This window comes from Methyloversatilis sp. XJ19-13 (assembly GCF_024580155.1).
In the GTDB taxonomy this organism is placed as follows: Bacteria; Pseudomonadota; Gammaproteobacteria; order Burkholderiales; family Rhodocyclaceae; genus Methyloversatilis.
The window spans coordinates 41,465-63,854 of the sequence record NZ_JANINH010000002.1 but is presented as its reverse complement, the minus strand read 5'-3'; the positions used below and the strand labels follow the sequence as shown (position 1 = coordinate 63,854).

Here is a 22,390-nt window from a genome sequence, read left to right as displayed (position 1 = left end):
CTTCCTCTTTATGTTTTTTCAGACGCTGAGCGCTTCGTCGCGCAGCTTCAGCGCCTGTTCCATGTCGACCTCGACCACGCGCGAACACCCGCGCTCCTGCATCGTGACGCCCACCAGTTGTTGCGCCATTTCCATCGTGATCTTGTTGTGGCTGATGAACACGAACTGCGTGGCCGCCGACATGCGCTTGACCATTTCGCAGAAGCGTTCGGTGTTGGTGTCGTCCAGCGGCGCATCGACCTCGTCCAGCATGCAGAACGGCGCCGGATTGAGCTGGAACAGCGCGAACACCAGCGCCGTCGCGGTCAGCGCCTTTTCACCGCCGGACAGCAGCTGGATCGACGCATTGCGCTTGCCCGGCGGCTGCGCGAACACCTGCAGGCCGGCGTCCAGTATCTCGTCGCCGGTCATCACCAGCCGCGCCTCGCCACCGCCGAACAACTCCGGGAAGATGCGGCCGAATTCGGTATTCACGCGATCATACGTGTCCTTGAGCAGGGCACGGGTTTCGCGGTCCATGCTGCGGATGGCATCTTCCAGCGTGCCGATGGCCTCGCGCAGGTCGGCCGACTGCATGTCCAGATAGCCCTTGCGCTCCGCCGCCTGCGTCAGTTCTTCCAGTGCCGCCAGATTCACCGCGCCGAGCGCCGCGATGTCGCGGTTCAGGCGGGCGATTTCACCATTCAGACTGCCTTCGCGCACGTTTTCCTGTTCGCCTTCGGCAACCAGCGCATCGAGCCGGCCTTCCGGCAGCGTGATTTCGGCCAGGCGTTGAGCGAACTGTTCGGCATTCAGTGCGGCCGCCTGCTGCTTCAGACGGCACTCGGCCAGACGCTCGCGCGCTGGCGCCAGCCGCTGCTCGCTCTGCGCGCGCTGCGCATCGAGGTCGCGCAGCTGAGCCGCCAGCCCTTCCTGCGTGTCGCGGCAGGTGGCCAGCACCTGTTCACGTGCGCGGCGGGCGTCCAGCGTCTGCTGCAGCGTGGCGTCGATGCTGCGCTCGTCGATCTGCGCAAATTCGTCGCGCCGCAGCGCGCAGTCGAGTTCGGCGTTTTCGAGCTGGGTGCGCGCGACCGACAGGTTGTTCGCCAGATCGGTCAGCCGGCTGGCGCATTCGCGCTGCGAAAAGCCGGCTTCCTGCACCTCGCGCGCCGCCGCCTGATCGGCAAAGCGCGCCTCGCGCAGCGTGCCGTCGGCGCTCTTGTGCGCCTCCAGCGCGGCGTCGAGCCGGTTGCGCTGCACATCGATCAGTTCGCGTGCGCGCTCGATCTCGATTTCGGCGCGCGCCAGATGCGCCTGTTCGGTCTGTTCCGCCTGATCCACTTCGGCGCGGTCGCGCTCCAGTGCGGCGCGCTGCTCGTCGAAGCGCGACACCGCCTGGCCGAGCTTGATCTGTTCCACCTGCGCGGTGTGCGCCGCCTGGGTCAGCGACTGCTGCTCGCGCCGCGCCGCCGCCTGTTCTTCGTGAGCGGCCGACAGCGCCGCCTCGGCTTCGCGCAGCGCCTCGCGCGCCTCGGCCAGCGCGGCTTCGGCCATGTCGATGTCACGGCCCAGTTGTTCGATGTCGCGCGCGCGCTCCAGCACGCCATGCGTGCGCGCGTCCGGCGCATACAGCGTGAGCGACGCACCCTGGGCGACGCGGCCCTGGCGGTCGACCTGGGCCGCTCCGTCCTGTGTCGAACTCCCCTGCGCCGGCAGCGCCAGCACCTCGACGGCCGCCACCGGCCCGAGCCACAGGTCGAGCAGCGCGTCCCAGCGCGCGTCGAGGGTCTGCACACGGTGGCGCAGGCTGTCGGCCGAAAGCGGCGTGCGCGGGTCGGCGCCCGGCAGCGCGAGGGTCAGCGTCTGCGGTGCGGCACCGGCCGCACCGGCGGCGGCCAGCGTATCGGGCGATGTGGCATCGAGCGCGCCCAGGCGCTCGCGCAGCACGGCTTCGACGGCCAGCTCCCAGCCGGCATCGACCTTGATGGCCTGCCACAGCGGGCGAGCGTCCTGCAGACCGAGCGCCGCCAGCCAGGGCGCGAGCTTGCCGTCGCTCTGCGTCTTGCGCTGCAGTTCGACCAGCGCGTCGCGCCGGGCGCGGGTTTCGGTCAGCGTGCGGGTGGTGGCGCGCTCGCCGTCCTGCGCATTGCGCACCGCGCCCTGCAGCTGCGGCACGGCGATCTGCGCCGCCTGCATGCGCTGCTGCGCGGCATCGACCGCCGCCTGCAGCTCTTCGAGCCGCGCCTGCGCCAGCGACAGCGCTGCGCGGTCCGGCTCGATCAACTGCGCCGCATCGTGCGCGATGCGCTCGCGCCGGCCGGCCAGCGAATGCAGCATGCGGCCGGCGTTCGCGCGGTGGGTTTCTTCCACCTTGAGCTGCTGTTCGACCACCGCCAGATCGCGCCGCGCCTCGGTCGCCCGCTGCTCCGCCTCCTGGAACGCGGCTTCGGCTTCCGGCAGCAGCGCGCGTGTCGTGTCGTGCCGCGCCTCGGCCTGTTCGATGCGGTGGGCGGCGTGCTCGGCCAATGTGGTCCAGCGCGCGGTGTCGCTTTCGATGCTTTCGATGCGCGCGCGCCAGTTCGCCACCTCGCCATCGAGCTGGGCGATGCGCGCCGCGAGCTTCTGGCGGTTTTCCGCCGCGCGCCGCAGATCGTCTTCCAGCCGGCTGGCTTCGGCGTTGGCGGTCAGCAGTTCGGCCTGCGCCGCATGCACCGCCTCGGAACTGGCGAAATGTTCGGTACGGATGCGCTCCAGCGCTGCCTCGTGGTGGCGCAGCGCCGCAGTTTCGCGTTCGATGTCGTTTTCGATGCGGCCGGCGTCGCCCGCCAGCGTGTCGGCCTCGGCCGCCGCGGCGCGCTGCTTCATCGCCCACAGCAGCGCCTGGCGCTCGACCAGCCGGGTATTCAGTTCGGTGTGGCGGGCGGCGACTTCCGCCTGCTTCTGCAAGCGCTCGATGCGGCTGCCCAGTTCGCCGACGATGTCGTCGAGCCGCACCAGATTGTCGCGCGCGTCGTCGAGCCGACCCTGCGTTTCACGGCGCCGCTCGCGGTACTTGGTGATGCCGGCCGCCTCTTCGAGAAAGGCGCGCAGCTCTTCGGGCCGCGCCTCGATGATGCGGGTGATCATGCCCTGCTCTATGATGGCGTAGGCGCGCGGGCCCAGGCCGGTACCGAGGAACACGTCGATCACGTCGCGCCGGCGCACCCGCGTGTTGTTGATGAAATAGTCCGACTGGCCGTCGCGCTCCAGCACCCGCTTGACCGCGATTTCGGCGTACTGCGACCACTGCCCGGCCGCCCTGCCCTGGTCGTTGTCGAACACCAGTTCGACCGACGCCCGCCCGACCGGCTTGCGCGTGCCCGAGCCATTGAAGATGACGTCGGTCATCGCATCGCCGCGCAGCGCCGACGCCCGCGACTCGCCGAGCACCCAGCGCACCGCATCGATGATGTTGGACTTGCCGCAGCCATTCGGCCCCACCACGCCGACCAGCTGGCCGGGCATCAGGATGGTGGTCGGATCGACGAAAGTCTTGAAGCCGGCGAGTTTGAGTTTGGACAGTCGCACGGGACGGCGGCGGGGGGGGCGGATGTAGGGCTAAAAACCGGCTGAATGATATCACTCGGGGCTTCATGGCCCGGCCAGCCTGCAGCGCGATGCGCTGTATCGGCCGTAAAAGCGCGCGCCGACAGGCGGTAGCAGCAGGACTTGAACCTCACGGGCCGGTGCTCAGCACCGGTGGGCTCCGCGGCGACGTCAGGCAGCGAGGCGCGGGCTCACGAACCCGGGCGAAGCAGAAAAAGCCGAGCGACCCTTGTTTGCTGCATGCAAACGTCTAAAATGCATGCACTCAATCCAGCGGTGCGATGAACATGGCCATGCTTACCGTACGCAACCTTCCCGACGCCGTGCACCGGGCACTGCGCATGCGCGCTGTCACCCACGGCCGCAGCATGGAGGCCGAGATACGGCACATTCTGGAATCTGCCGTGGCCCCGGAGGGCCGCGTGAAGCTGGGGTCGCTGCTGGCGGACATCGGTCGTGAAGCCGGTCTGACCGATGACGAGTTGGGCATCCTCGATCAGGTGCGCGACCCCACGCCGTCCCGTCCGGTCAGCTTCGAATGATCCTGCTCGACACCAACGTGGTGTCGGAGCCGCTGCGTCGCACGCCCGATCTCGGGGTGATCGCGTGGATCGACGCCCAGGCGCTGGAAACACTTTTTCTGTCCGCCATCACCGTGGCCGAACTGCGCACCGGCGTTGCGCTGCTGCCGACAGGCAAACGGCGCTCTGTGTTGCAGGACAATCTTGAACAGCGCGTTCTGCCACTGTTCGCCGGCCGCGTCCTCCCATTCGACCTGGGCAGCACAGGCGCCTATGCGGAACGGATCGCGCTGGCGCGGGCTGCCGGATATGCCATCGCCACGGCAGACGCCTGCATCGCCGCAATCGCGGTCGCGAACGGCCTTTCGGTCGCCACCCGCGATACCCGACCCTTCGAAGCCGCCGGCGTCGCGGTCATCAACCCGTGGCAATCGTGATCTGGGGTCTGCCGGCACTGCTGCGCCTGCGCGTCTGAGTGCGCTGCTCGCAGAAGCCTGGAGAGCGCTTGCGTACGCCCCTGCTGACACCATGACGCAGTGGGTGCCCTCGCTCGGGACGTTCAGCACCGCAGGATTCGGCGGCGTACAGCCCATGTCCCGCTCGACCTCGGTTACCATCCGGCCATGACTGTAGCCGTTGGCACTGTGAAAGACGGAAAGGTGATCCTGGAGGGCGTGGCACTCCCGGATGGCACCGTCGTGACCGTTCTTGCCGATGACGATCGCCCGGCCGTGAAGTTGCCCTCGCATCTCGAAGCCGAACTTCTCGCGGCGATTGACGAAGCGGATGCGGAGGACGGTGGCGCAGGACCGGAGTTTCTTGAGCAGCTCAAACGCTTCGGGTAACCGTGGCGCTCCGCTACATCATCAAGCCACGCGCGCAGCGCGAGGTCACACGCGGCTGAATGGTGGGCTGAAAACAGGCCCGCCGCGCCAGGAGCGATACGGGTTGACCTCACCCACACGCTGGCAATCCTCATCCTGCACCCAGGCCTCGGCGAGAAGGTTGAAACAGGCAGGCCGGTGCAGGTTCGTCGCTACCTGATGAGCAAGACCCAACGCTGGGTCTACTACCGTGTAAGGGCTGGTGTTCTCGAGGTCTTGTCCGTGTGGGCTGCAGAGCGTGAATCCGGGCCACATCTCTGAACTCAACAGTGCAGCGCGGTGCACGCCGTGCTTGCAAGCTGTTCGCCTTATGCACATCTCGCGGGTCAACAAAGCAACCGGATGGGTTGGCTCAATCCATACCAGCCCCTTGCCGACGCAGCACTGCAGGCTCGCCCAGACGCCTTTTGCCGGTGCTCCGACCCACGAATCATCTGGACGAAGTCGCCTCCCGGTCGCTACCTGACGCATCACGCGCGACCTGCGCCGGCTCCAGATGCCTCGAAAACAGACTGGCCGCGATGATCATCGCGCCGCCGACCCACTCCTTCACGCCCATCGCCTCGCCCGCCAGCCACCACGACGAGATGGCGGCGACGACCAGTTCGAACAGGAACAGCGCGATCGCAGCGTTGGCTCTCACGAAGGTGATGCCGTACTGCACGACCAGATTCACCACCACCAGCACGCCGCCCAGGATGATGAGCACGGCCCACGTTTCCGGGCCGATAGCGGCGATTTCGCTCAGCGGCGACTCGCCGCGCAGCCAGGCGGCGAACGGGGCGACGGCGATGACGCCGAAAACACTGCAGGCATCTGGCGCATTTGCGCCATGACAGTGCTGGACTGAGGCGGCGGGAGTGACTGGGAGGTAGCTCAAAAGCGCGTTGCGTCGCGCGAAAAATATCGAGGCGCATCTCGTACCGCGCCTTCCCCGTCGGGAAGTACGGGAATTTCACCCGTCACGAATATTTAACAACCTCTCTTTGCGGCCTCCAACCACGTGCCGGAGCGCGCCGGAAGCTCACCCCTACGAAGTCAAGCAGGTACGCATCATCCATACGGATGAATGCCGAAAAACGCGATCCCGTTTAAATAAGCAGCGGTGTCATACGCATATCCAGGAGTCAAACAGGGTTGCCTCCCGGACTCAGCGCAATGACCAAGGCATCTCATACGCAGCGCGTCAAAAAAAGATGAAATAACTTGATGAATCAACCACACGCTGCGAGTCATCCGGCCTCACCCACCACCAGCTCGCAACCAGGCTTCAGTGGCCTGAAATGCCTTGCATTGGTCGCCCGATTTCTCGGATGCGCTGCCGATGCAGAGCAGATCCATCATCAGCGCGGCCTCAGCGGCACACCGGTCACGGCCGATGATCTGGTCCGTGCAGCACGCGGTCTGGCCTTGAAGTCGAAAACGGCCCGCCTCGAAACAACGCCCGAGGGGATCAGGCTCCTTGGCAAAGGCTCTCTTCCCTGCATCCTCGAAACGCACCACGACGACGGCGCTGCCGCCGAGTTTCTGGTACTGGCGCGGGTCGAGGGTGACAAGGCGCTGATTCACGACCCGCAGGAGGAACGGCCGGTACTGCTCTCGCTGGATGAACTGGCGGCCCGTCTTTCCGGCCGCGCCGTCCTGATCACCTCCCGCGCCCAACTGGCTGGCGCCCTCGCCCGCTTCGATTTCACCTGGTTCATCCCCGCCGTCGTGAAATACCGGCGCCTGCTGGCGGAGGCGCTCGTCGCGTCGTTCGCATTGCAGATCTTCGCGCTGGTCACCCCGTTGTTCTTCCAGGTGGTCATGGACAAGGTGCTGGTGCATCAAGGCCTGGCCACGCTGCAGGTGATCGGTGTCGGCCTGCTGGCAACGGTGCTGTTCGAATCTGTACTGTCTGCGCTGCGCACCTATGTGTTTGCGCACACCACGAGCCGCATCGACGTTGAACTGGGCGCCCGGCTGTTTCGCCATCTTCTCGGCCTGCCGCTGGCCTATTTCGAGGCGCGCCGTATCGGCGATTCGGTCGCGCGGGTGCGCGAACTGGAGAACATCCGCAATTTCCTGACCGGTCCGGCCCTGACCTCGGTGATGGATCTGCTGTTCACCTTCGTCTTTCTCGCCGTCATGCTCTGGTACAGCGTGCCGCTGACAGTGCTGGTAGTGGCTTCGCTGCCGCTGTACGCGCTGCTGATGGGTTCGACGATGCCCGCGTTCCGCCGCCGGCTCGATGAAAAATTCGCCCGCGGCGCCGAGAACCAGGCCTTTCTGGTCGAGGCCGTTTCCGGCATCCAGACCCTGAAAGCTGGCGCGACCGAACCGCAGGCAATACGTCGCTGGGACGAACAGCTCGCCGCCTACGTCGCCTCCAGCTTCCGCGTCACGAAGCTGGCAGCCTTCGCCGGTGAAGGCATACAGCTCATCCAGAAGCTGGTCACCGTCGGCATTCTGTGGCTGGGTGCCTACCAGGTCATGGACGGCGCAATGACGGTCGGTAGCCTCATCGCCTTCAACATGCTGGCGGGTCGCGTCGCCCAACCCGTACTGCGTCTCGCCCAGTTGTGGCAGGAACTTCAGCAGGCAGGCATCGCGGTTGCGCGGCTGGGCGACATCCTGAACACGCCGACCGAAACGCGCGCCGCGAGTCGCACCCAGTTGCCGGCGCTGCGCGGCGACATCGAATTCGATCAGGTGCGTTTCCGCTACCGGCCCGACGGCTCGGAAGTGTTGCGTGGCATCAGCTTTCATCTGCGCGCGGGTGAGGTGCTCGGCATCGTCGGCCGCAGCGGCTCCGGCAAGAGCACCGTGGCCAAGCTGGTGCAGCGCCTGTATGTGCCCGAGCGCGGGCGGGTGAAGGTCGATGGCGTCGATCTGGCTCTGGCCGACCCCGCCTGGCTGCGCCGGCAGATCGGCGTCGTGCTGCAGGAAAACCGCCTGTTCGCCCGCAGCGTGCGCGACAACATCGCGCTGGCCGACCCCGGCGCATCGATGGACGCCGTCGTGCAGGCCGCCAAGCTGGCCGGTGCGCACGAGTTCATCCTCGAACTGCCGGAAGGTTACGACACCCTGGTCGGCGAACAGGGCTCGACGCTGTCGGGCGGGCAGCGTCAGCGCATCGCCATCGCGCGCGCCCTGATGACCAACCCACGCGTGCTCATCTTCGACGAAGCGACCTCGGCGCTCGACTACGAATCCGAACGCATCGTGCACGACAACATGCGCTTCATCTGCAAGGGGCGCACCGTCATCATCATCGCGCACCGGCTGTCGGCGGTACGCGATGCCCACCGCATCATGGTGATGGAAGTCGGCGAAATCGTCGAACAAGGCAGCCACGCCGAACTGCTCGCCGCACCGGGCGGGCGCTATGCGCATCTGCATGCGCTGCAGGCGGGGTGATGAGACCCCCACGCTCACTTCGTTCGCTGCCCCCCGAGGGGGCTGCGCTTGCCCTTGGGGCGGCCCGGCGGGCAGCGCGGAACCTCTGACATGTCGACAATACTGATTCGCCACCTTCCCGCACTGTTCGCCCGTTACTGGCAGGTCTTCCGTGCCGCCTGGACACAACGCAAGGATCTGCAGTCGCCCGCGCGCGGCACGCTGGAACGCCAGTTCCTGCCCGCCGCGCTCGAACTGATCGAAACCCCCGCACCGGCGGCCCCCCGCGCCATCATGTGGGCGCTCGTGGCCGCGCTGGTGGTCGGCTTGCTGTGGTCCTGGCTGGGGCGGGTGGACATGGTGGCCGTGGCCTCCGGCAAGGTCATATCCGCCGACAAGACCAAGCTGGTGCAGCCGGCCGAAACCGCCGTGGTCCGTCGCATTCACGTCAGCGATGGCCAACATGTCGAAGCAGGACAATTGCTGGTCGAACTCGAAGCGGCCGCCACGGCCCCCGAAGCCGAAACAGAGCGTGCGCAGCAGGCCCTCAACGCCGCCCGGCTTGAGGCCGCCCGCTACGCGGCACTGACCAGTGCCGGCCAGGCCAGACAAGCCGAGGTCAGACTGCCCGCCCTGACCGGCATCCACCCCGACGACCTGCGCGCCGAACAACGCGCGGCACAAAGCCAGTACCTGGAACATCGGGCTCGCCTCACCAGTTTCGACGCCGAAATCAGCCGCCGCAGCGCCGAGCTGGCCGCCTCGCGCGAACTGGTGCAGAAGCTCACGGAAACGCTGCCCATCGCACGATCCCGCGCCGAAGACTACAAAAGCCTCGTCGAGCGCAACTTCGTGTCGCGCCACGGCTATCTGGAGCGCGAACAAGTGCGTATCGAACAAGAGCGCGACCTGGGCTACCAGGAAGCGCACGCCCTTGAACTGATGGCAGGCATCGAAGAAGCCCGCAGCCGGCGCGCCGCACTCATCGCCGAATTCGAACGCAATGCCATCGCCGCACAACTCGAAGCACAGAAGCGCGCCAACCAGCTCGAACAGGAACTGATCAAGGCCCGCACGCGCGAAGTGCAGCAGAAGCTCATCGCCCCTGTCGCCGGCACCGTGCAGCAACTCGCCATCCACACCGAAGGCGGCGTTGTAACCGAAGCGCAGCCGCTTATGGCCATCGTGCCGGACGAACAGCAGGCCGAGGTCGAAGCCGTGCTCGAAAACCGCGACGTCGGTTTCGTACAGCCCGGCCAGCGCGCAGTGATCAAGGTCGAAACCTTCCCCTTCACCCGCTACGGAACGATAGAAGGCGAAGTCGCCTTCGTTTCGCAGGACGCCGTGGCGGATGAGAAGAAGGGGCTGGTATTCCAGGCTCGCGTCAGGCTCAAGCGCGCCGAACTGAAAGTGGATGAACGCATCGTGCCGCTGTCGCCGGGCATGGCGGTGACCGCCGAAATCCATACCGGCAACCGCAGGGTGATCGAGTACTTCCTGGATCCGATCCGGAAAACGGTCCACGAAAGCCTGGCGGAGCGCTGAACATGAGATTGCTCGTCATCCACCAGAACTTTCCCGGCCAGTTTCGACATCTATTGCCGCACTGGGCCAAAGAACCAGGCTGGCAGGTAACGGGCATCGGCCGAGACACTGCACCCGGCTCGCCCGCCGTGCCCTGGCGGCGCTATCGCCTGCACCGCGCGCCGCATGCCCACCAGCACCCCTACCTGCGCAACATGGAATCGGCGGTGCTGCACGGTCAGGCCGTCGCCCGCGTGCTGCTCGACCTCAAGCGCAAAGGCTACGCACCCGACGTCGTCCTCGCCCACCCCGGCTGGGGCGAAACGCTGTACGTGAAGGATGTCTTTCCCGACACCCGGCTCATCCACTACTGCGAGTGGTACTACGGCACACCGGGCAGCGACGCCGGCTTCGACCCGGAATTCCCGGCGAGCTTTGACGACCAAACCCGTATGCGCACCTGGAATGCGCTGCACACGCTCAACCTCACCCACTGCGACATCGGCATCAGCCCGACGCACTGGCAGAAGAGCCGTCACCCGGAAATCTTCCAGCCGAAGATCGAAGTGATCCACGAAGGCATCAATACCGAAGGGCTGCACCCCGACCCGCACGCCGCCGTCACCACGCCGGGCGGCCTGACCTTGCGCGCCGGCGACCCGGTCATCACCTACGTCGCCCGCAACCTGGAGCCCTACCGCGGCTTTCACATCTTCATGCGAGCGCTCGAACGCATCCAGAAGCAGCACAAGACCTGCCACGCCCTCATCGTCGGCGGTGACGACGTGAGCTACGGCCGCCGCCCGGGCGACGCGCCGAACTGGCGCGAAAAGATGCTGCGCGAGGTGAGCCTCGACCCGTTGCGCACTCACTTCGTCGGCAAGCTGCCCTACGACCAGTACGTCAAGGTGCTGCAGGTCTCCGCCGCGCACGTCTATCTGACCTATCCCTTCGTGCTGTCGTGGTCGCTGCTCGAAGCGATCACGACAGGGTGCGCGGTGGTGGCATCGAATACCGCGCCGGTCAAAGAGTTTCTTTCGGAAGGGCCGCGCAGCAGGCTAGTGGATTTCTTTGATGTCGAAAAATTGAAGATGGCGGCCGTCGAGATGCTTTGGGAAAGCAGGGAAAAGGAGGGCGTGCGGCCTATGTTGCGTCTAGAAGAGAACTCAATTGACAGTGTGCAAGGCGGGCTGCACCGGTATAAAAAAATCTTGATGCCCGAGAATATATATAAGAATAAGCCGACAGTTGAGAGAGCGGTAAGCCACCGAGTAGTAAAGGATCTTTCCGCAGCAAATATCAAACAATAAAACACAACCGACGGGCATTAACGGCGCGCCACCTGAGCGAAAAGAATTCCACCAAATAATTCAAATCATATTTACTCAGAAGTATCAGAAAACTCAGGAGAAATGAACATGGCTTTTGTGAATGAGTACGCACCTGAGGCGGATGTCGATAAATACGGTTTGAAGAAGATTGATACGAACGCGCCATCGATAACCATCAAGCGGCGCGATTGGACCAGTGATCGCGATCGGGGAATTTATCTTCGGCAGACCTCCAAAGGGCGCGCCGAGCAACGACAACTGGAAGCTCGTCGCGTGAAATGTCTCATCACCGTCTGCGCGCTGCTAACGACGGTCGCCGGTTGCACCACGCCTTCGCAGATGGCGGTCGATGCCGAAGTGAAACGGCTGTGCGCCATCGACGGTGGTGTCAAGGTCTATGAGGCTGTAAAGCTGCCAGCCACTGAGTTCGATCAATGGGGCATGCCAAAGACGTATCAGCAGCGTATCGAGAACACGGCGGCGTACCAGCATGACGGCACGCGGACGGTGATGGAGTTCTTTCTCGGATCGGAATATGCGTTGAAGCGAGAGACACGGTACTACCGCCAAGGCGATCCCGATATGTTCCGCTTGCATACCCGAGTCTTTCGCCGCTTAGACGGAAAGCTGCTTGGGGAATCCGTGTTTTACAAACGTGGAGGTGGTGATCCGCCGGGCCCATGGCACGGGTCGACCTTCATGTGCCCCGAGCCGACTGCCGCCAACGATGTTCTTCGTCGAGTTTTCGAAAAGGAGTAATGCCATGAGCCAAACCACCAGCTACTACACGCACGCTGAATTGTCCCTTGCGGCATATGCAGATTTGGCTCCTGGGGTCGATCCAGTACCAGCGTTGACTGACAGCGCCGTCGGCATGTCCCTTACCCAAGCCGACCAATTTTCTCGGCAATGGACTGTCATTGCGCAATGCACCGACCCCGCCTCCGGCCTGTCGGTGACAGTCTTCGCCCCGACCAGCGATCCGAACGCCCGCTACCTCGCCATTCGCGGCACAGAACCTGCCGCGACCGACCTCACCACCGATGGCCTGCTGGCCCTGGGCCTGCCGGCTGTGTTGAACCCGCAGTACGTCGCGCTCAAGGCCAAAATCGACCAATGGCGTGCCGATCCCGCGATTCTCAAGGACAAAACCTTCAGCGTTTCCGGCCACAGCCTGGGCGGCTATCTCGCCGCCGCCGTCAAGCAGCAGTATGGCAGCGCCGTAACCGACGCCTACCTCTACAACGCCCCCGGCGTGCTCGGGCCGATCGGCAACATCCTTAGTCTGTTCGGTCTGACCGACGTGCCCACCGCCAACATCTGGAACCTGCGCGGCAGCGAGGGCCTCTCCGTCATCGCCGGCCTGGGCAGTGCGATCGGCACGCCGCTGGACGTCCTCACCGAACCCTCGTTGAACAGCCACAGCATCCGGCTGCTGACTGACGCCTTGGCGGTCAATTCGCTCTATGCTGAACTCGCGCCGGGACTGACGCAGATGCAGTTCAACAGCCTGCTCGATGCCTCGGGCGTCACCGCCGCACGCTCGCTCGAAGATGCCCTCGACGAACTGCGCACTCTCCTGCTCGGTCCTGTCAGCGACAGAACCGCAGTCGATGATCGTCAGGCTCTCTACACCAACCTGAAGCTCCTGCAAGAAGAAGCGGCCTACATCGCTCTGAAAGGGAATGCACAGATCACCGTGCTGGCCGATGCCTCGGCGTCCACCCTTTCTGACATGGCCTCACGCAATGACGCCCTGGGACTTGCCACCCGCTACGCCCTGGCCGCACTCAACCCCTTCGCCGTCGTCGGCGCGAACTACGCCGCGCACAACGCTCAAGGCGAACTCGATCTTTACGATCCTTCGACCGGAGCGGGAGCATTTAGCGCTCGATACCTTCGTGACAGATCTGAATTTCTGGTCCGAAAGATATGGTTCAGCACCAACGAGATCTCTGCGTTTGACCCCCAATACAACCCGAATCAGGAAAATCCTTATGATCTGAACCACAATCACGTTTACCGAAAGGACGATTCCTATTTCTTGGATGTCGATAGCGGATACACAATTCAACAAGGAGGTTTGTTCCCGAATACGCACCATTATTATTTCGGGGGACAGACTGCCGACGCCCACATTGGGGCGGGGCTTGAAGATCATCTCTACGGTGCGGAGGGAAACGACACACTGGATGGCGGCGCCGGCAACGACTACCTCGAAGGCGGCAGTGACAGCGACATCCTGATCGGTGGCAGCGGCAACGACCAGATCCACGGCGGCCACGGCCTCGACACCTACCAATTCATCGGCAGCTTCGGCAAAGACACCCTCGTCGACACCGACGGTCTCGGGCGCATCCAGATCGACGGTGTCAACGTCGGCACCGCCACCGCTACCGGACGCGCCAATCAATGGTCTTTCGATCTGGGCGGTGGCGTGTATGCCGGTCTTGCCGTGTATGACGACGCACGCAGCAGCACCGGCAAACGTCTGGTCATCACCCGGGGCACCGATACCGCGAACACCATTACTGTTGACAACTTCGACCTCACCAGAGGCTTGGGCGTAGACGGCTACCTCGGCATCAAGCTGGATCCGACCCCCCGGCTGGCCCTAAAGGAAAGCGGCGGCACCAACGTCTGGAACGATCCGGCTTTCACGCTCGCCAGCCTGGAGGGCCAAGTCTCCAGTCTGGCCGAAGGCACCGGCAAGACCTTCACCCTCTACCTGAACCAGGCCGCACGCGCCGGTGAAACCATCACCCTCGCCCTGTCCGATCTGGCAGACAAGTTCAACGCCATCCTTGGCGACACCACCGTCGCCGCCAATGGTGCTGTCCTTACGCTCGTGGAGGGGCAAACTCAGGTCGCCTTCGCTCTGGTGCAGACAGGAGATGTCAGCGCCAGTGCGAATATTCAAATCAGTGCGACTTATACGGGCGAAAACCGAAGCGCCGTCAGCAACGGCTGGAGCATCAATCTGCAAGATTCCGGCACCGTTACCTACAAATTTAATGGCGATCAGCGCGCAAAACTAGACGGTATTGAAATTGGCGCAGGCCTCACCACACCCAGTATGCCTAGTTATGGCACCTACCACTGGGGTGCAACGAGCTGGGCGTTAGATGGCACGCTTATCGGCGGAATTGCTGCACCAGATTTCAGCGACGTTATCTACGGGTCTCACGTCAACGACAGCATTAGCGGATTGGGTGGCAACGACGCCCTGTTTGGCGACTATGGCAATGACACGATCCACGGCGGTGACGGCAGCGATCTTATTGCCGGTGCAGAAGGAAGCGATTCGATTTCGGGCGGGGATGGCGATGATTTCATTACAAGCTCAGGATTACTGTACGTTCCTCAACGAAAAAGCCCTACAGAGGATGTCTGGAGTCCACCGGCTGGACAGGAAGTCTTTGCTCAGGGAGTGGGGTGGGGTATCTACGGACCCAATATCTGGAGCCACACGTATCTTTTCACCGTTGAGGACGGCGGGGGGGATTTTGTCGACGGCGGATCCGGAAATGATCAGATCGTCGGTGGCGGAGGCGCCGACTACATAAAGGGTGGGACGGGCAATGACCACATCGTCAGTTTAGGAAGCAATGACGTCATTGATGGGGGTGACGGCGACGACTTGATCTGGGCAGATGGCCTTGTCGATAACGAAACCGACTACACATTCAAACCCTTCCGTCCGGGTGCGGATTTTGTAGATGGTGGTACTGGAAAAGACACATTGCTGGGGGGTGGCGAAAATGATGTCATCTATGGCGGCTTGGACAACGACAGCATGTGGGGCGATGACCGCGGTGTAACCAGCGGAGCAACCTACCTTGCCCTGACCTACCACGGCAACGATTACATGGATGGTGAAGACGGTGATGACTATCTAGAGGGCGGAGGCAAAAACGACACATTATATGGAGGCGCTGGGATAGACACGCTTTGGGGCGACACACCCGCTACCAATGTCGCCTCGCCTTCACATAACACTCTGGTCTGGGGTAACGATTATCTGGACGGTGAAGAAGGCAATGACTATCTATCCGGAGGCGGCAAAGATGACACACTCTACGGCGGGATCGGCAACGATTCTCTCGCAGGTGATGAGCGCTCGAACGCATTGGCGGGAGAGTTCAACGGTAACGATTATCTCGACGGCGGCGCAGGCAACGATTCGCTGACCGGGGGCGGGCGCAACGATACGCTTTACGGCGGCGCGGGGAACGACACTTTGTTGGGAGACGACATACTCAGTCGCGTCTCGATCGAATTCCACGGCGATGATTACCTTGATGGCGGGGAAGGCGACGACGTACTGATCGGCGACGGCGGCAACGATGTTCTGATCGCCAGTGCGGGGGAAGACTGGCTGGATGGTGGAGAGGGCAACGATCAATACGTGATCGATCTCGATCCATTGCGAGCGCCGTCCGTAACGATTGGCGACAGCGGGATTTCCGACAACGATGTGGTGGAGATTACGTCGCATCGTCTTCAAGACATATCCACTGTGCAAACGGCCACAAACGGAATACAGATTTCTTTTTCTGACGGCACGTTCATTGGCGTTATTGACGGAGCACGTGGCAGCATATCCACATACCAATTTGCCGACGCCTCTCTGAATTGGCAAAAGTTTGTCTCTACATACTTGCAAACACCCATAACACTTGCTGGCAATGACATAGCAGGTGGAATGGGTGATGACACACTTACCGCGCAGAATAGTGTTCAAGGCGGCAAAGGCAACGACGAACTTTACATTTTCAACACGACCGAAATTCTGCTTTCACGGGGCGACGGTGCAGATTTGGTCATCACGAGCACATCAGGGAACGAAAACACCGTTAAATTCCTCGACGGCATCAACCCTCAAGATCTGCTGGTGAGCGAATATGTGAACGGCGCTGGCGAGTCGGTATTGAAAATTGCATACACCGCAGTGGATTATCTTGAGGTGATAAATGGATGGGCAGGTTTCATCGAGAGCTACAGATTCAGCAACGGAGAAACGCTGAACCATTCTGATCTGACTTCGAAAATCGGCGCGAGAACCATCTTCGGCACTGCGTCTGAGGATGTAATAAATGGTGGCATTTTTGATGACCTCCTGGTGGGCCGTGCAGGAAATGACAACATCGCTGCCGGAGCTGGCAACGACACCCTGGAAGGTGGAATGGGATCAGACACCTTGAACGGTGGCACAGGAAGCGACGTATATCACTTCGAGTATGGCGGCGGACACGACGTGATTGTGGACGGCGGCACCGACGTAAACAGCATCAAGTTACTCGGAACACTTAAAGCAGACGCACTCATCACCGAAAGAATTGAAAATCACCTCGTCGTAACGATCGATAGCACCGGTGATTCAATGACGATTTCCGGATATTTTGACGCCCCATCCAGTTGGATGATCGTAGATTCGTCAGGGCAGCAAACGGCCATTGAAGACGTTCGCAGAGTAGGTGTACCGGTTCAAAACGAAACAATTGAACAAAAGGCAACCAGAGAGTACGTACGTTATACGGAACGAGAACATGCGCGTGGGCTCATGGCCTACGGATATAATCCGGTAGGAAAAAACAAGTTCCAGCGTATTGAAAATTACCGATCCACAGCCCCCAGCGGCCTTGTGACCGAATCGCTCACTTACAGTACGATTTCGATAAGCCATATTACGGAGGCAACCGAATCGGGCGGTTCGCAGTACATCGAGATGTACGATTACGCATCAACAAGTCAATCGACCGTCAAGAATTCCGCATTCTTCGATTCGACGATCCGCAAGAACGCAAGTACCGACCTATCTCAAAGATTCATACCAATAGAGGACTTTATTCCCTCTCCGGTGACGGGAAGGTCAGTTTCTTTCGATTCGGCAATTCCTGTCTGGGGGAATCAAACACGAATCGAGAATAATGTTCCCGTCACGAAGCCCGGCGTCATCGGGTTTGTCACCAACACACCGCCAGACCCTCAGGGTATGAAGGCAATACCCGGAGTCAGTTTTCGAGAGAGCTACCACAACGAAACATACCAGACCAGGACAATTGAAGTCTCTCCGTCCGGAAACATACAAAACCGTGTTATCTATTCCGGCCCGGGCTCAATTCTCGGCTCCGCCGAAGACGATCACATCGCTCCGGAAGATCGGCGGACCTCGATAATTGAAGAAACTGCCGTCGGGGTATTCCTGTCCGGTCGCGCCGGAGATGACACACTTGTCGGCTCAGCATACTCCGATCATTTATTCGGCGGTGAAGGCAAAAACGTCCTTGTCGGCAATACGGGTGGCGACACCTATTACATCAGCAGAAGCTCAGATGGCGACATCATTCTGGACAGTCACCAGGGTTATTTATACCTGACAGAACGCGATGATTATGCGGAAATTCTTGTCGACGAAGACGATACGATTTCGTTTGAGGACGGGATCACCTTCGATGAACTGGATCTTTCATGGCAGCGCTATTCCCCCCTGGACGCCTCGGCCTGGGGAGAAGACTGGGGAGACACAATATCCTTCTTCGTGAATTTCATGGATTTCAAGCTCGACGGGAGATCGCTGGTTTCCAGCGCAACACCGTTGAACGTCGGGCTTCAGTTCCCGCGAATCTCGAACCCTGCCGACTTTTTCAACTCAGGCGACTATCTTGCTGCCGAAACAGCATGGGGCGGCGAATCAAGCTTCACGTATCTCGGAAATTTTCAGCAACTCATGCAGAACAACCACGCAATTTTCCGGGAAGGAATCGAGAACCTGCGATTTTCGGATGGCATTGAATTTGGCCTTTCAGATGTGCTCCGATACATGCCTGATCAATCAGCGCTCGTCGCTGACTCGTTTTTGCAGCATGACGACGAACTCTACATCGGCGGCCTTTCCTCTTCTGCAACCGTGAGCATCAACAATCAGGGTCCCCTGCCAACGTGGTTGACGTTGGAAGACGGTGTGCTATCGGGGGATATACCCATCGACTACGCCGGGACGATAGTACTTGACCTGGCTGCGTACGAGGACGTGGGCATCGGTTTGCTCAATCGATCGTACACCGTTCGTATCCTGAATCCTGGTCTTGTGCACGAGGGCACCGAAACAGCAGAACTTGTTCAGGGCACCGGACGAGAGGACTCCTTGTCCGGCGGATTGGGCAATGACACATTGATCGGAATGTCGGGAATTGACGAGATCAAAGGTGGCATCGGCGACGATCTTTTGATTGGCGATCTGCTTACGAATGAGGTTTTTTCAGCACTTGGTACATTGCATAGCAGCCTTGCCGGTCACGTTCAGCAAAGTACTGCCGCACCATCAAGTTACAACACCTTGTATGGGGGCGCCGGAAATGACACTTTGGTGGGCGCCGCTACGGGAGACTATCTGGATGGCGGCAGTGGCGCTGATTATTTGATTGGCGGCGCAGGTTCGGATCGCTTGCTGGGTGACTCAGGCGACGACGTATACTTTTTCCGGTCGGGCGACGGACACGACTTGATCCTGGAGTATGCAACATCCGGCTCTTTTGACACCATCCGGTTTGGTGAAGGAATCACCTCGGATACAATCGTATTTTCCACTCCAACCGGCTCTTCAAACGATCTTGTCATTACTTATGGCACAGGCGATTCGATTACGCTTGTGAATGCATTGAAAGATGAGAGGTTCAACGTTGAAAGAATTGAATTCGACGCCAGCCCGCAATGGGTGATTGACCTGACCAATCCGACCAGTCCTGTCTGGATAGCACAGCCAGGAGGTTTAAATGGCACATCCGGCGACGACACGATCATTGGTGGAGCAGGTGGCGACGCGATAATGGGCGGCTCTGGTAACGATTGGCTAGATGGTGGTTTAGGCAATGACACGTTGAACGGTGGTACTGGTTACGATTACCTGTTCGGAGGCGCTGGAGACGACACGCTGGACGGTGGAGAAGACGAAGATCGTCTTTGGGGTGACGGCGGAAATGACGTCCTCACCGGCGGATCTGGTAACGACGTTTTGGACGGTGGCGAAGGTGCAGACACGATGGCCGGAGGAGCCGATCACGACCAATACTTCGTCGACCATATCGGGGACGTCATAATTGAGAATTCAGGCGATGACTTTGATTGGGTTGAGTCCACTGTGAGCCATACCCTGAGTCAAAACGTTGAGGACTTGATCCTTCTTCATCAAGGTGGCGCCATCAACGCTACCGGCAATTCGCTTGATAATTATCTGAGAGGCAATACGAGTTCCAATGTAATTGCCGGTCTGGCCGGCAACGACTACCTGGACGGGGGTGGCGGGCAAGACACACTGCTCGGCGGGAGCGGTGACGACATCTATCTCCTTCGTTCAAGTTCCGTTGTCGTCATCGAGAACGCCGACGAAGGCACAGATACCGTTCGATCAGGATTCACCTATGCGCTTGGCGACAACATTGAGAATCTCGTTCTGACCGGCACGACGGCAATCAACGGCACAGGTAACAGTCTGGGCAACATCCTGACGGGCAACAGCAGTAGCAATATGCTCGATGGTGGCGCGGGCGCCGATACCATGGTGGGTTGGGACGGCTCGGACACCTATCACGTTGACAACATCGGCGACGTGGTCATCGAAACCCTCGCTACAGCGAGCAGCGGCGGTACGGACACCGTCAATGCATCGATCAGCTACACACTGGGCAGCAACCTCGAAAACCTGACCCTGATTGGCTCCACAAGTATCAACGCAACGGGCAACTCCCTGAACAACGTGCTCACCGGCAACAGCGCAGCCAATGTGCTCGACGGCGGTGCCGGTGCAGACACCATGGCCGGCGGGCTGGGCGACGACACCTACGTCGTCGATTCGAGTTCCGACGTGGTCATCGAGAACACCAACGCCGGTGCCGATACCGTGCAGTCAAGCGTCACATTCACTCTCGGTGCCAACCTCGAAAACCTCACCCTGACCGGCAGCGCCAACATCAACGGTACCGGTAACAACGACCACAACTCGCTCACAGGCAACAGTGGTAACAATGTGTTGTCAGGCGGCAGCGGCTACGACCTACTGTTCGGAGGCGCTGGAGACGACACGCTGGACGGTGGGTCGGAAGACGATTATCTGCGGGGTGAGAGCGGCAATGACGTGCTCATTGGCGGAGCCGGCTACGACGTTCTGAATGGTGGCGAAGGAGCCGACACGATGAGCGGCGGCGCCGACGACGACCGGTACATCGTCGACAATGTCGGGGATGTCATCATCGAGAGTGCCGATGACGGCACTCTCGATTGGGTCGAGTCCTACGTGAGCTATGCCCTGAGTGAAAACGTCGAGGAGCTGATTCTTCTTCATCCTGGTGGCGCCATCAACGGTACCGGCAACTCGCTTGACAACTATTTGCAAGGTAACTCGAGCGCAAATGTGCTCGACGGCGGTGCCGGTGCAGACACCATGTACGGCGCCGCAGGCGATGACACCTATGTCGTGGATTTGGCCGCCGACATGGTCATCGAAGTCGGCGCAACAGCGAGCAGCGGCGGCACGGACACCGTCAATGCATCGATCAGCTACACCCTGGGCAGCAGGCTCGAAAACCTGACCCTCACCGGCTCGGCAAGTATCAACGCGACCGGCAACTCGCTGAACAACGTACTCACCGGCAACAGCGCAGCCAATGTGCTCGACGGCGGTGCCGGTGCAGACACCATGGCCGGCGGGCTGGGCGACGACACCTACGTCGTCGATTCGAGTTCCGACGTGGTCCTCGAGAACGCCAGCGCCGGCATCGACACCGTGCAATCCAGTGTCACATACACCCTTGGCAGCGACATCGAGAAACTCATTTTGACAGGCACGGCCGCCACCGAAGGTCGTGGAAATGCGCTTGAGAATGTGCTGTCCGGCAACTCGGCCGCAAACACCCTCTACGGGGATGCGGCGGGTACAAGTGGGAACACAGCTCCGCTCACGTCACTGAGCGTGTTTGCCAGGGGCAGCATTGCGCTCGGTGCCGCGCCCATCATGGAGGTGTGGATCGATGGCGTGAAAGCGCAAACCTTCGAGGTCAGTTCGACCACGACCCAGGAATATGTCATCTCCGCAGTAAATCTGCCGGCAACGGCGGCGCATCGGGTCGACGTCGTGTTCACCAACGATGCGTACGACGGCGCGACGGGTCAGGACCGGAATCTGTATGTAGATCGGCTCCGTTTCAATGGCAGGGATTACCTGACGAACACTGAGCAGTTGTTGCTCGACTACGGTACCGGCGCAGGCGCACGGGACGGCATGAACATCACGCTTGCCACGTCGGGCGTCGTTTCATCAAATGCAGCCCTGCGCTTCTCGCTGGACGGCAGCGACCGGCTCGACGGCGGCGCGGGTGCGGACACGCTGATCGGGGGCACCGGCGACGATACGTACTACGTCGACAATGCCTCGGACTCCGTCGTGGAAGTGTCCGGCCAGGGTTTGGACACGGTCAAGAGCAGTGTCAGCCATACCCTGGCCGGGAACGTGGAGAACCTCGTGCTTACCGGTTCGGCGATCGCCGGAACCGGCAACGATCTGGCCAACTTGATCATTGGCAACGCCAGCAACAACATTCTGGACGGCGGCAGCAGCACCGATTCGCTGCGGGGCGGTGCCGGGGCAGACACCTTGATCGGCGGCCTGGGCAACGACCTTCTCGATGGTGGCGCAGGCAACGACACTTACCATTTCTCGCGAGGACACGGTCAGGACTCGATCTGGGAATCGGACACGACCGCTGGCAACCAGGATGTCATGAGCTTCGACTCCACCGTTGCGTACGATCAACTCTGGTTGAAGAGAGTTGGCAACAACCTTGAAGTCAGCGTCATCGGCACGACAGACAAGATCACCGTTTCCAACTGGTATGTAGGCAACCAGTGGCACGTCGAACAGGTGGCCGCCAGCGACAAGATCCTCGTCGATACGCAGGTGCAGGCGCTGGTCGATGCCATGGCAGCCATGACGCCACCTCCGCTGGGGCAGACCGCCCTGTCGGCTGCTCAAGTCAGTGCGCTCCAGCCCGTGTTGGCAAGCAGCTGGCAATAACTACCTGCACAGATTGAGGCGGCGGGACGAGCGCCTCAATCTGTGCAGGCGCTCGGACGGGCGCAGCCGTCGGGTGGCACTTCTTGGGAGCAGCGCGCGCAAGGTCAGTGCGATGAGTTT

At 61.2% G+C, this 22,390-nt stretch carries 10 protein-coding genes; 8 read left to right on the top strand and 2 right to left on the bottom strand.

The features are described 5' to 3' along the window. Positions 1-18: 18 nt before the first annotated feature. Positions 19-3,546 carry a chromosome segregation protein SMC gene (gene smc, locus NMQ14_RS02840; RefSeq protein ID WP_257093330.1) on the bottom strand — a complete coding sequence of 1,176 codons (3,528 nt, stop codon included), beginning with the start codon at positions 3,544-3,546 and terminating at the stop codon, positions 19-21. Between the two features lie 305 nt (positions 3,547-3,851). Between smc and NMQ14_RS02835 the strand changes: the two genes are divergently transcribed. The 3 genes from NMQ14_RS02835 to NMQ14_RS02825 all read left to right on the top strand — a co-directional run bounded on the left by NMQ14_RS02835 (position 3,852) and on the right by NMQ14_RS02825 (position 4,930). Further along, positions 3,852-4,106 (top strand): Arc family DNA-binding protein, encoded by a 255-nt coding sequence (locus tag NMQ14_RS02835; RefSeq protein ID WP_257081770.1) that lies wholly within the window; start codon positions 3,852-3,854, stop codon positions 4,104-4,106. Beyond that, positions 4,103-4,522: a type II toxin-antitoxin system VapC family toxin gene (locus NMQ14_RS02830; RefSeq protein WP_257093328.1), complete on the top strand. Its 420-nt coding sequence runs from the start codon at positions 4,103-4,105 to the stop codon at positions 4,520-4,522. Before NMQ14_RS02835 ends, NMQ14_RS02830 begins: the two co-directional genes overlap by 4 nt. A 186-nt stretch (positions 4,523-4,708) precedes the next feature. Then, positions 4,709-4,930 carry a hypothetical protein gene (locus NMQ14_RS02825; RefSeq protein ID WP_257093326.1) on the top strand — a complete coding sequence of 74 codons (222 nt, stop codon included), beginning with the start codon at positions 4,709-4,711 and terminating at the stop codon, positions 4,928-4,930. Positions 4,931-5,399: 469 nt separating this feature from the next. Here the strand turns inward: NMQ14_RS02825 and NMQ14_RS02820 are convergent, their stop codons facing one another. After that, positions 5,400-5,849 carry an EamA family transporter gene (locus tag NMQ14_RS02820; protein ID WP_257093325.1) on the bottom strand — a complete coding sequence of 150 codons (450 nt, stop codon included), beginning with the start codon at positions 5,847-5,849 and terminating at the stop codon, positions 5,400-5,402. Positions 5,850-6,178: 329 nt separating this feature from the next. Between NMQ14_RS02820 and NMQ14_RS02815 the strand changes: the two genes are divergently transcribed. The 5 genes from NMQ14_RS02815 (at position 6,179) to NMQ14_RS02795 (ending at position 22,270) form a co-directional block, all read left to right on the top strand. Further along, positions 6,179-8,368, top strand: coding sequence for a type I secretion system permease/ATPase (locus tag NMQ14_RS02815; protein ID WP_257093323.1), 2,190 nt, complete (start codon positions 6,179-6,181; stop codon positions 8,366-8,368). A 90-nt stretch (positions 8,369-8,458) separates the two neighbouring features. Continuing rightward, positions 8,459-9,892, top strand: a complete 1,434-nt coding sequence (locus tag NMQ14_RS02810; RefSeq protein ID WP_257093321.1) for an HlyD family type I secretion periplasmic adaptor subunit — start codon at positions 8,459-8,461, stop codon at positions 9,890-9,892. Between the two features lie 2 nt (positions 9,893-9,894). Continuing rightward, positions 9,895-11,181: a glycosyltransferase family 4 protein gene (locus tag NMQ14_RS02805; protein WP_257093319.1), complete on the top strand. Its 1,287-nt coding sequence runs from the start codon at positions 9,895-9,897 to the stop codon at positions 11,179-11,181. A 108-nt stretch (positions 11,182-11,289) separates the two neighbouring features. After that, a complete protein-coding gene (locus NMQ14_RS02800; protein ID WP_257093316.1) occupies positions 11,290-11,961 on the top strand; it encodes a hypothetical protein in 672 nt (223 codons plus the stop codon). Next, positions 11,930-22,270, top strand: a complete 10,341-nt coding sequence (locus tag NMQ14_RS02795) for a carbohydrate-binding domain-containing protein (protein ID WP_306441052.1) — start codon at positions 11,930-11,932, stop codon at positions 22,268-22,270. The genes NMQ14_RS02800 and NMQ14_RS02795 overlap by 32 nt, the downstream gene beginning before the upstream one ends. Positions 22,271-22,390: the final 120 nt, after the last annotated feature.

Excerpts from the sequence above, each read along its gene's own strand:
- NMQ14_RS02835 (WP_257081770.1), top strand. The coding sequence starts at position 3,852 with ATGGCCATGCTTACCGTACGCAACCTTCCCGACGCCGTGCACCGGGCA.
- NMQ14_RS02830 (WP_257093328.1), top strand. The coding sequence starts at position 4,103 with ATGATCCTGCTCGACACCAACGTGGTGTCGGAGCCGCTGCGTCGCACG.
- NMQ14_RS02825 (WP_257093326.1), top strand. The coding sequence starts at position 4,709 with ATGACTGTAGCCGTTGGCACTGTGAAAGACGGAAAGGTGATCCTGGAG.
- NMQ14_RS02815 (WP_257093323.1), top strand. The coding sequence starts at position 6,179 with ATGAATCAACCACACGCTGCGAGTCATCCGGCCTCACCCACCACCAGC.
- NMQ14_RS02810 (WP_257093321.1), top strand. The coding sequence starts at position 8,459 with ATGTCGACAATACTGATTCGCCACCTTCCCGCACTGTTCGCCCGTTAC.
- NMQ14_RS02805 (WP_257093319.1), top strand. The coding sequence starts at position 9,895 with ATGAGATTGCTCGTCATCCACCAGAACTTTCCCGGCCAGTTTCGACAT.
- NMQ14_RS02800 (WP_257093316.1), top strand. The coding sequence starts at position 11,290 with ATGGCTTTTGTGAATGAGTACGCACCTGAGGCGGATGTCGATAAATAC.
- NMQ14_RS02795 (WP_306441052.1), top strand. The coding sequence starts at position 11,930 with ATGTTCTTCGTCGAGTTTTCGAAAAGGAGTAATGCCATGAGCCAAACC.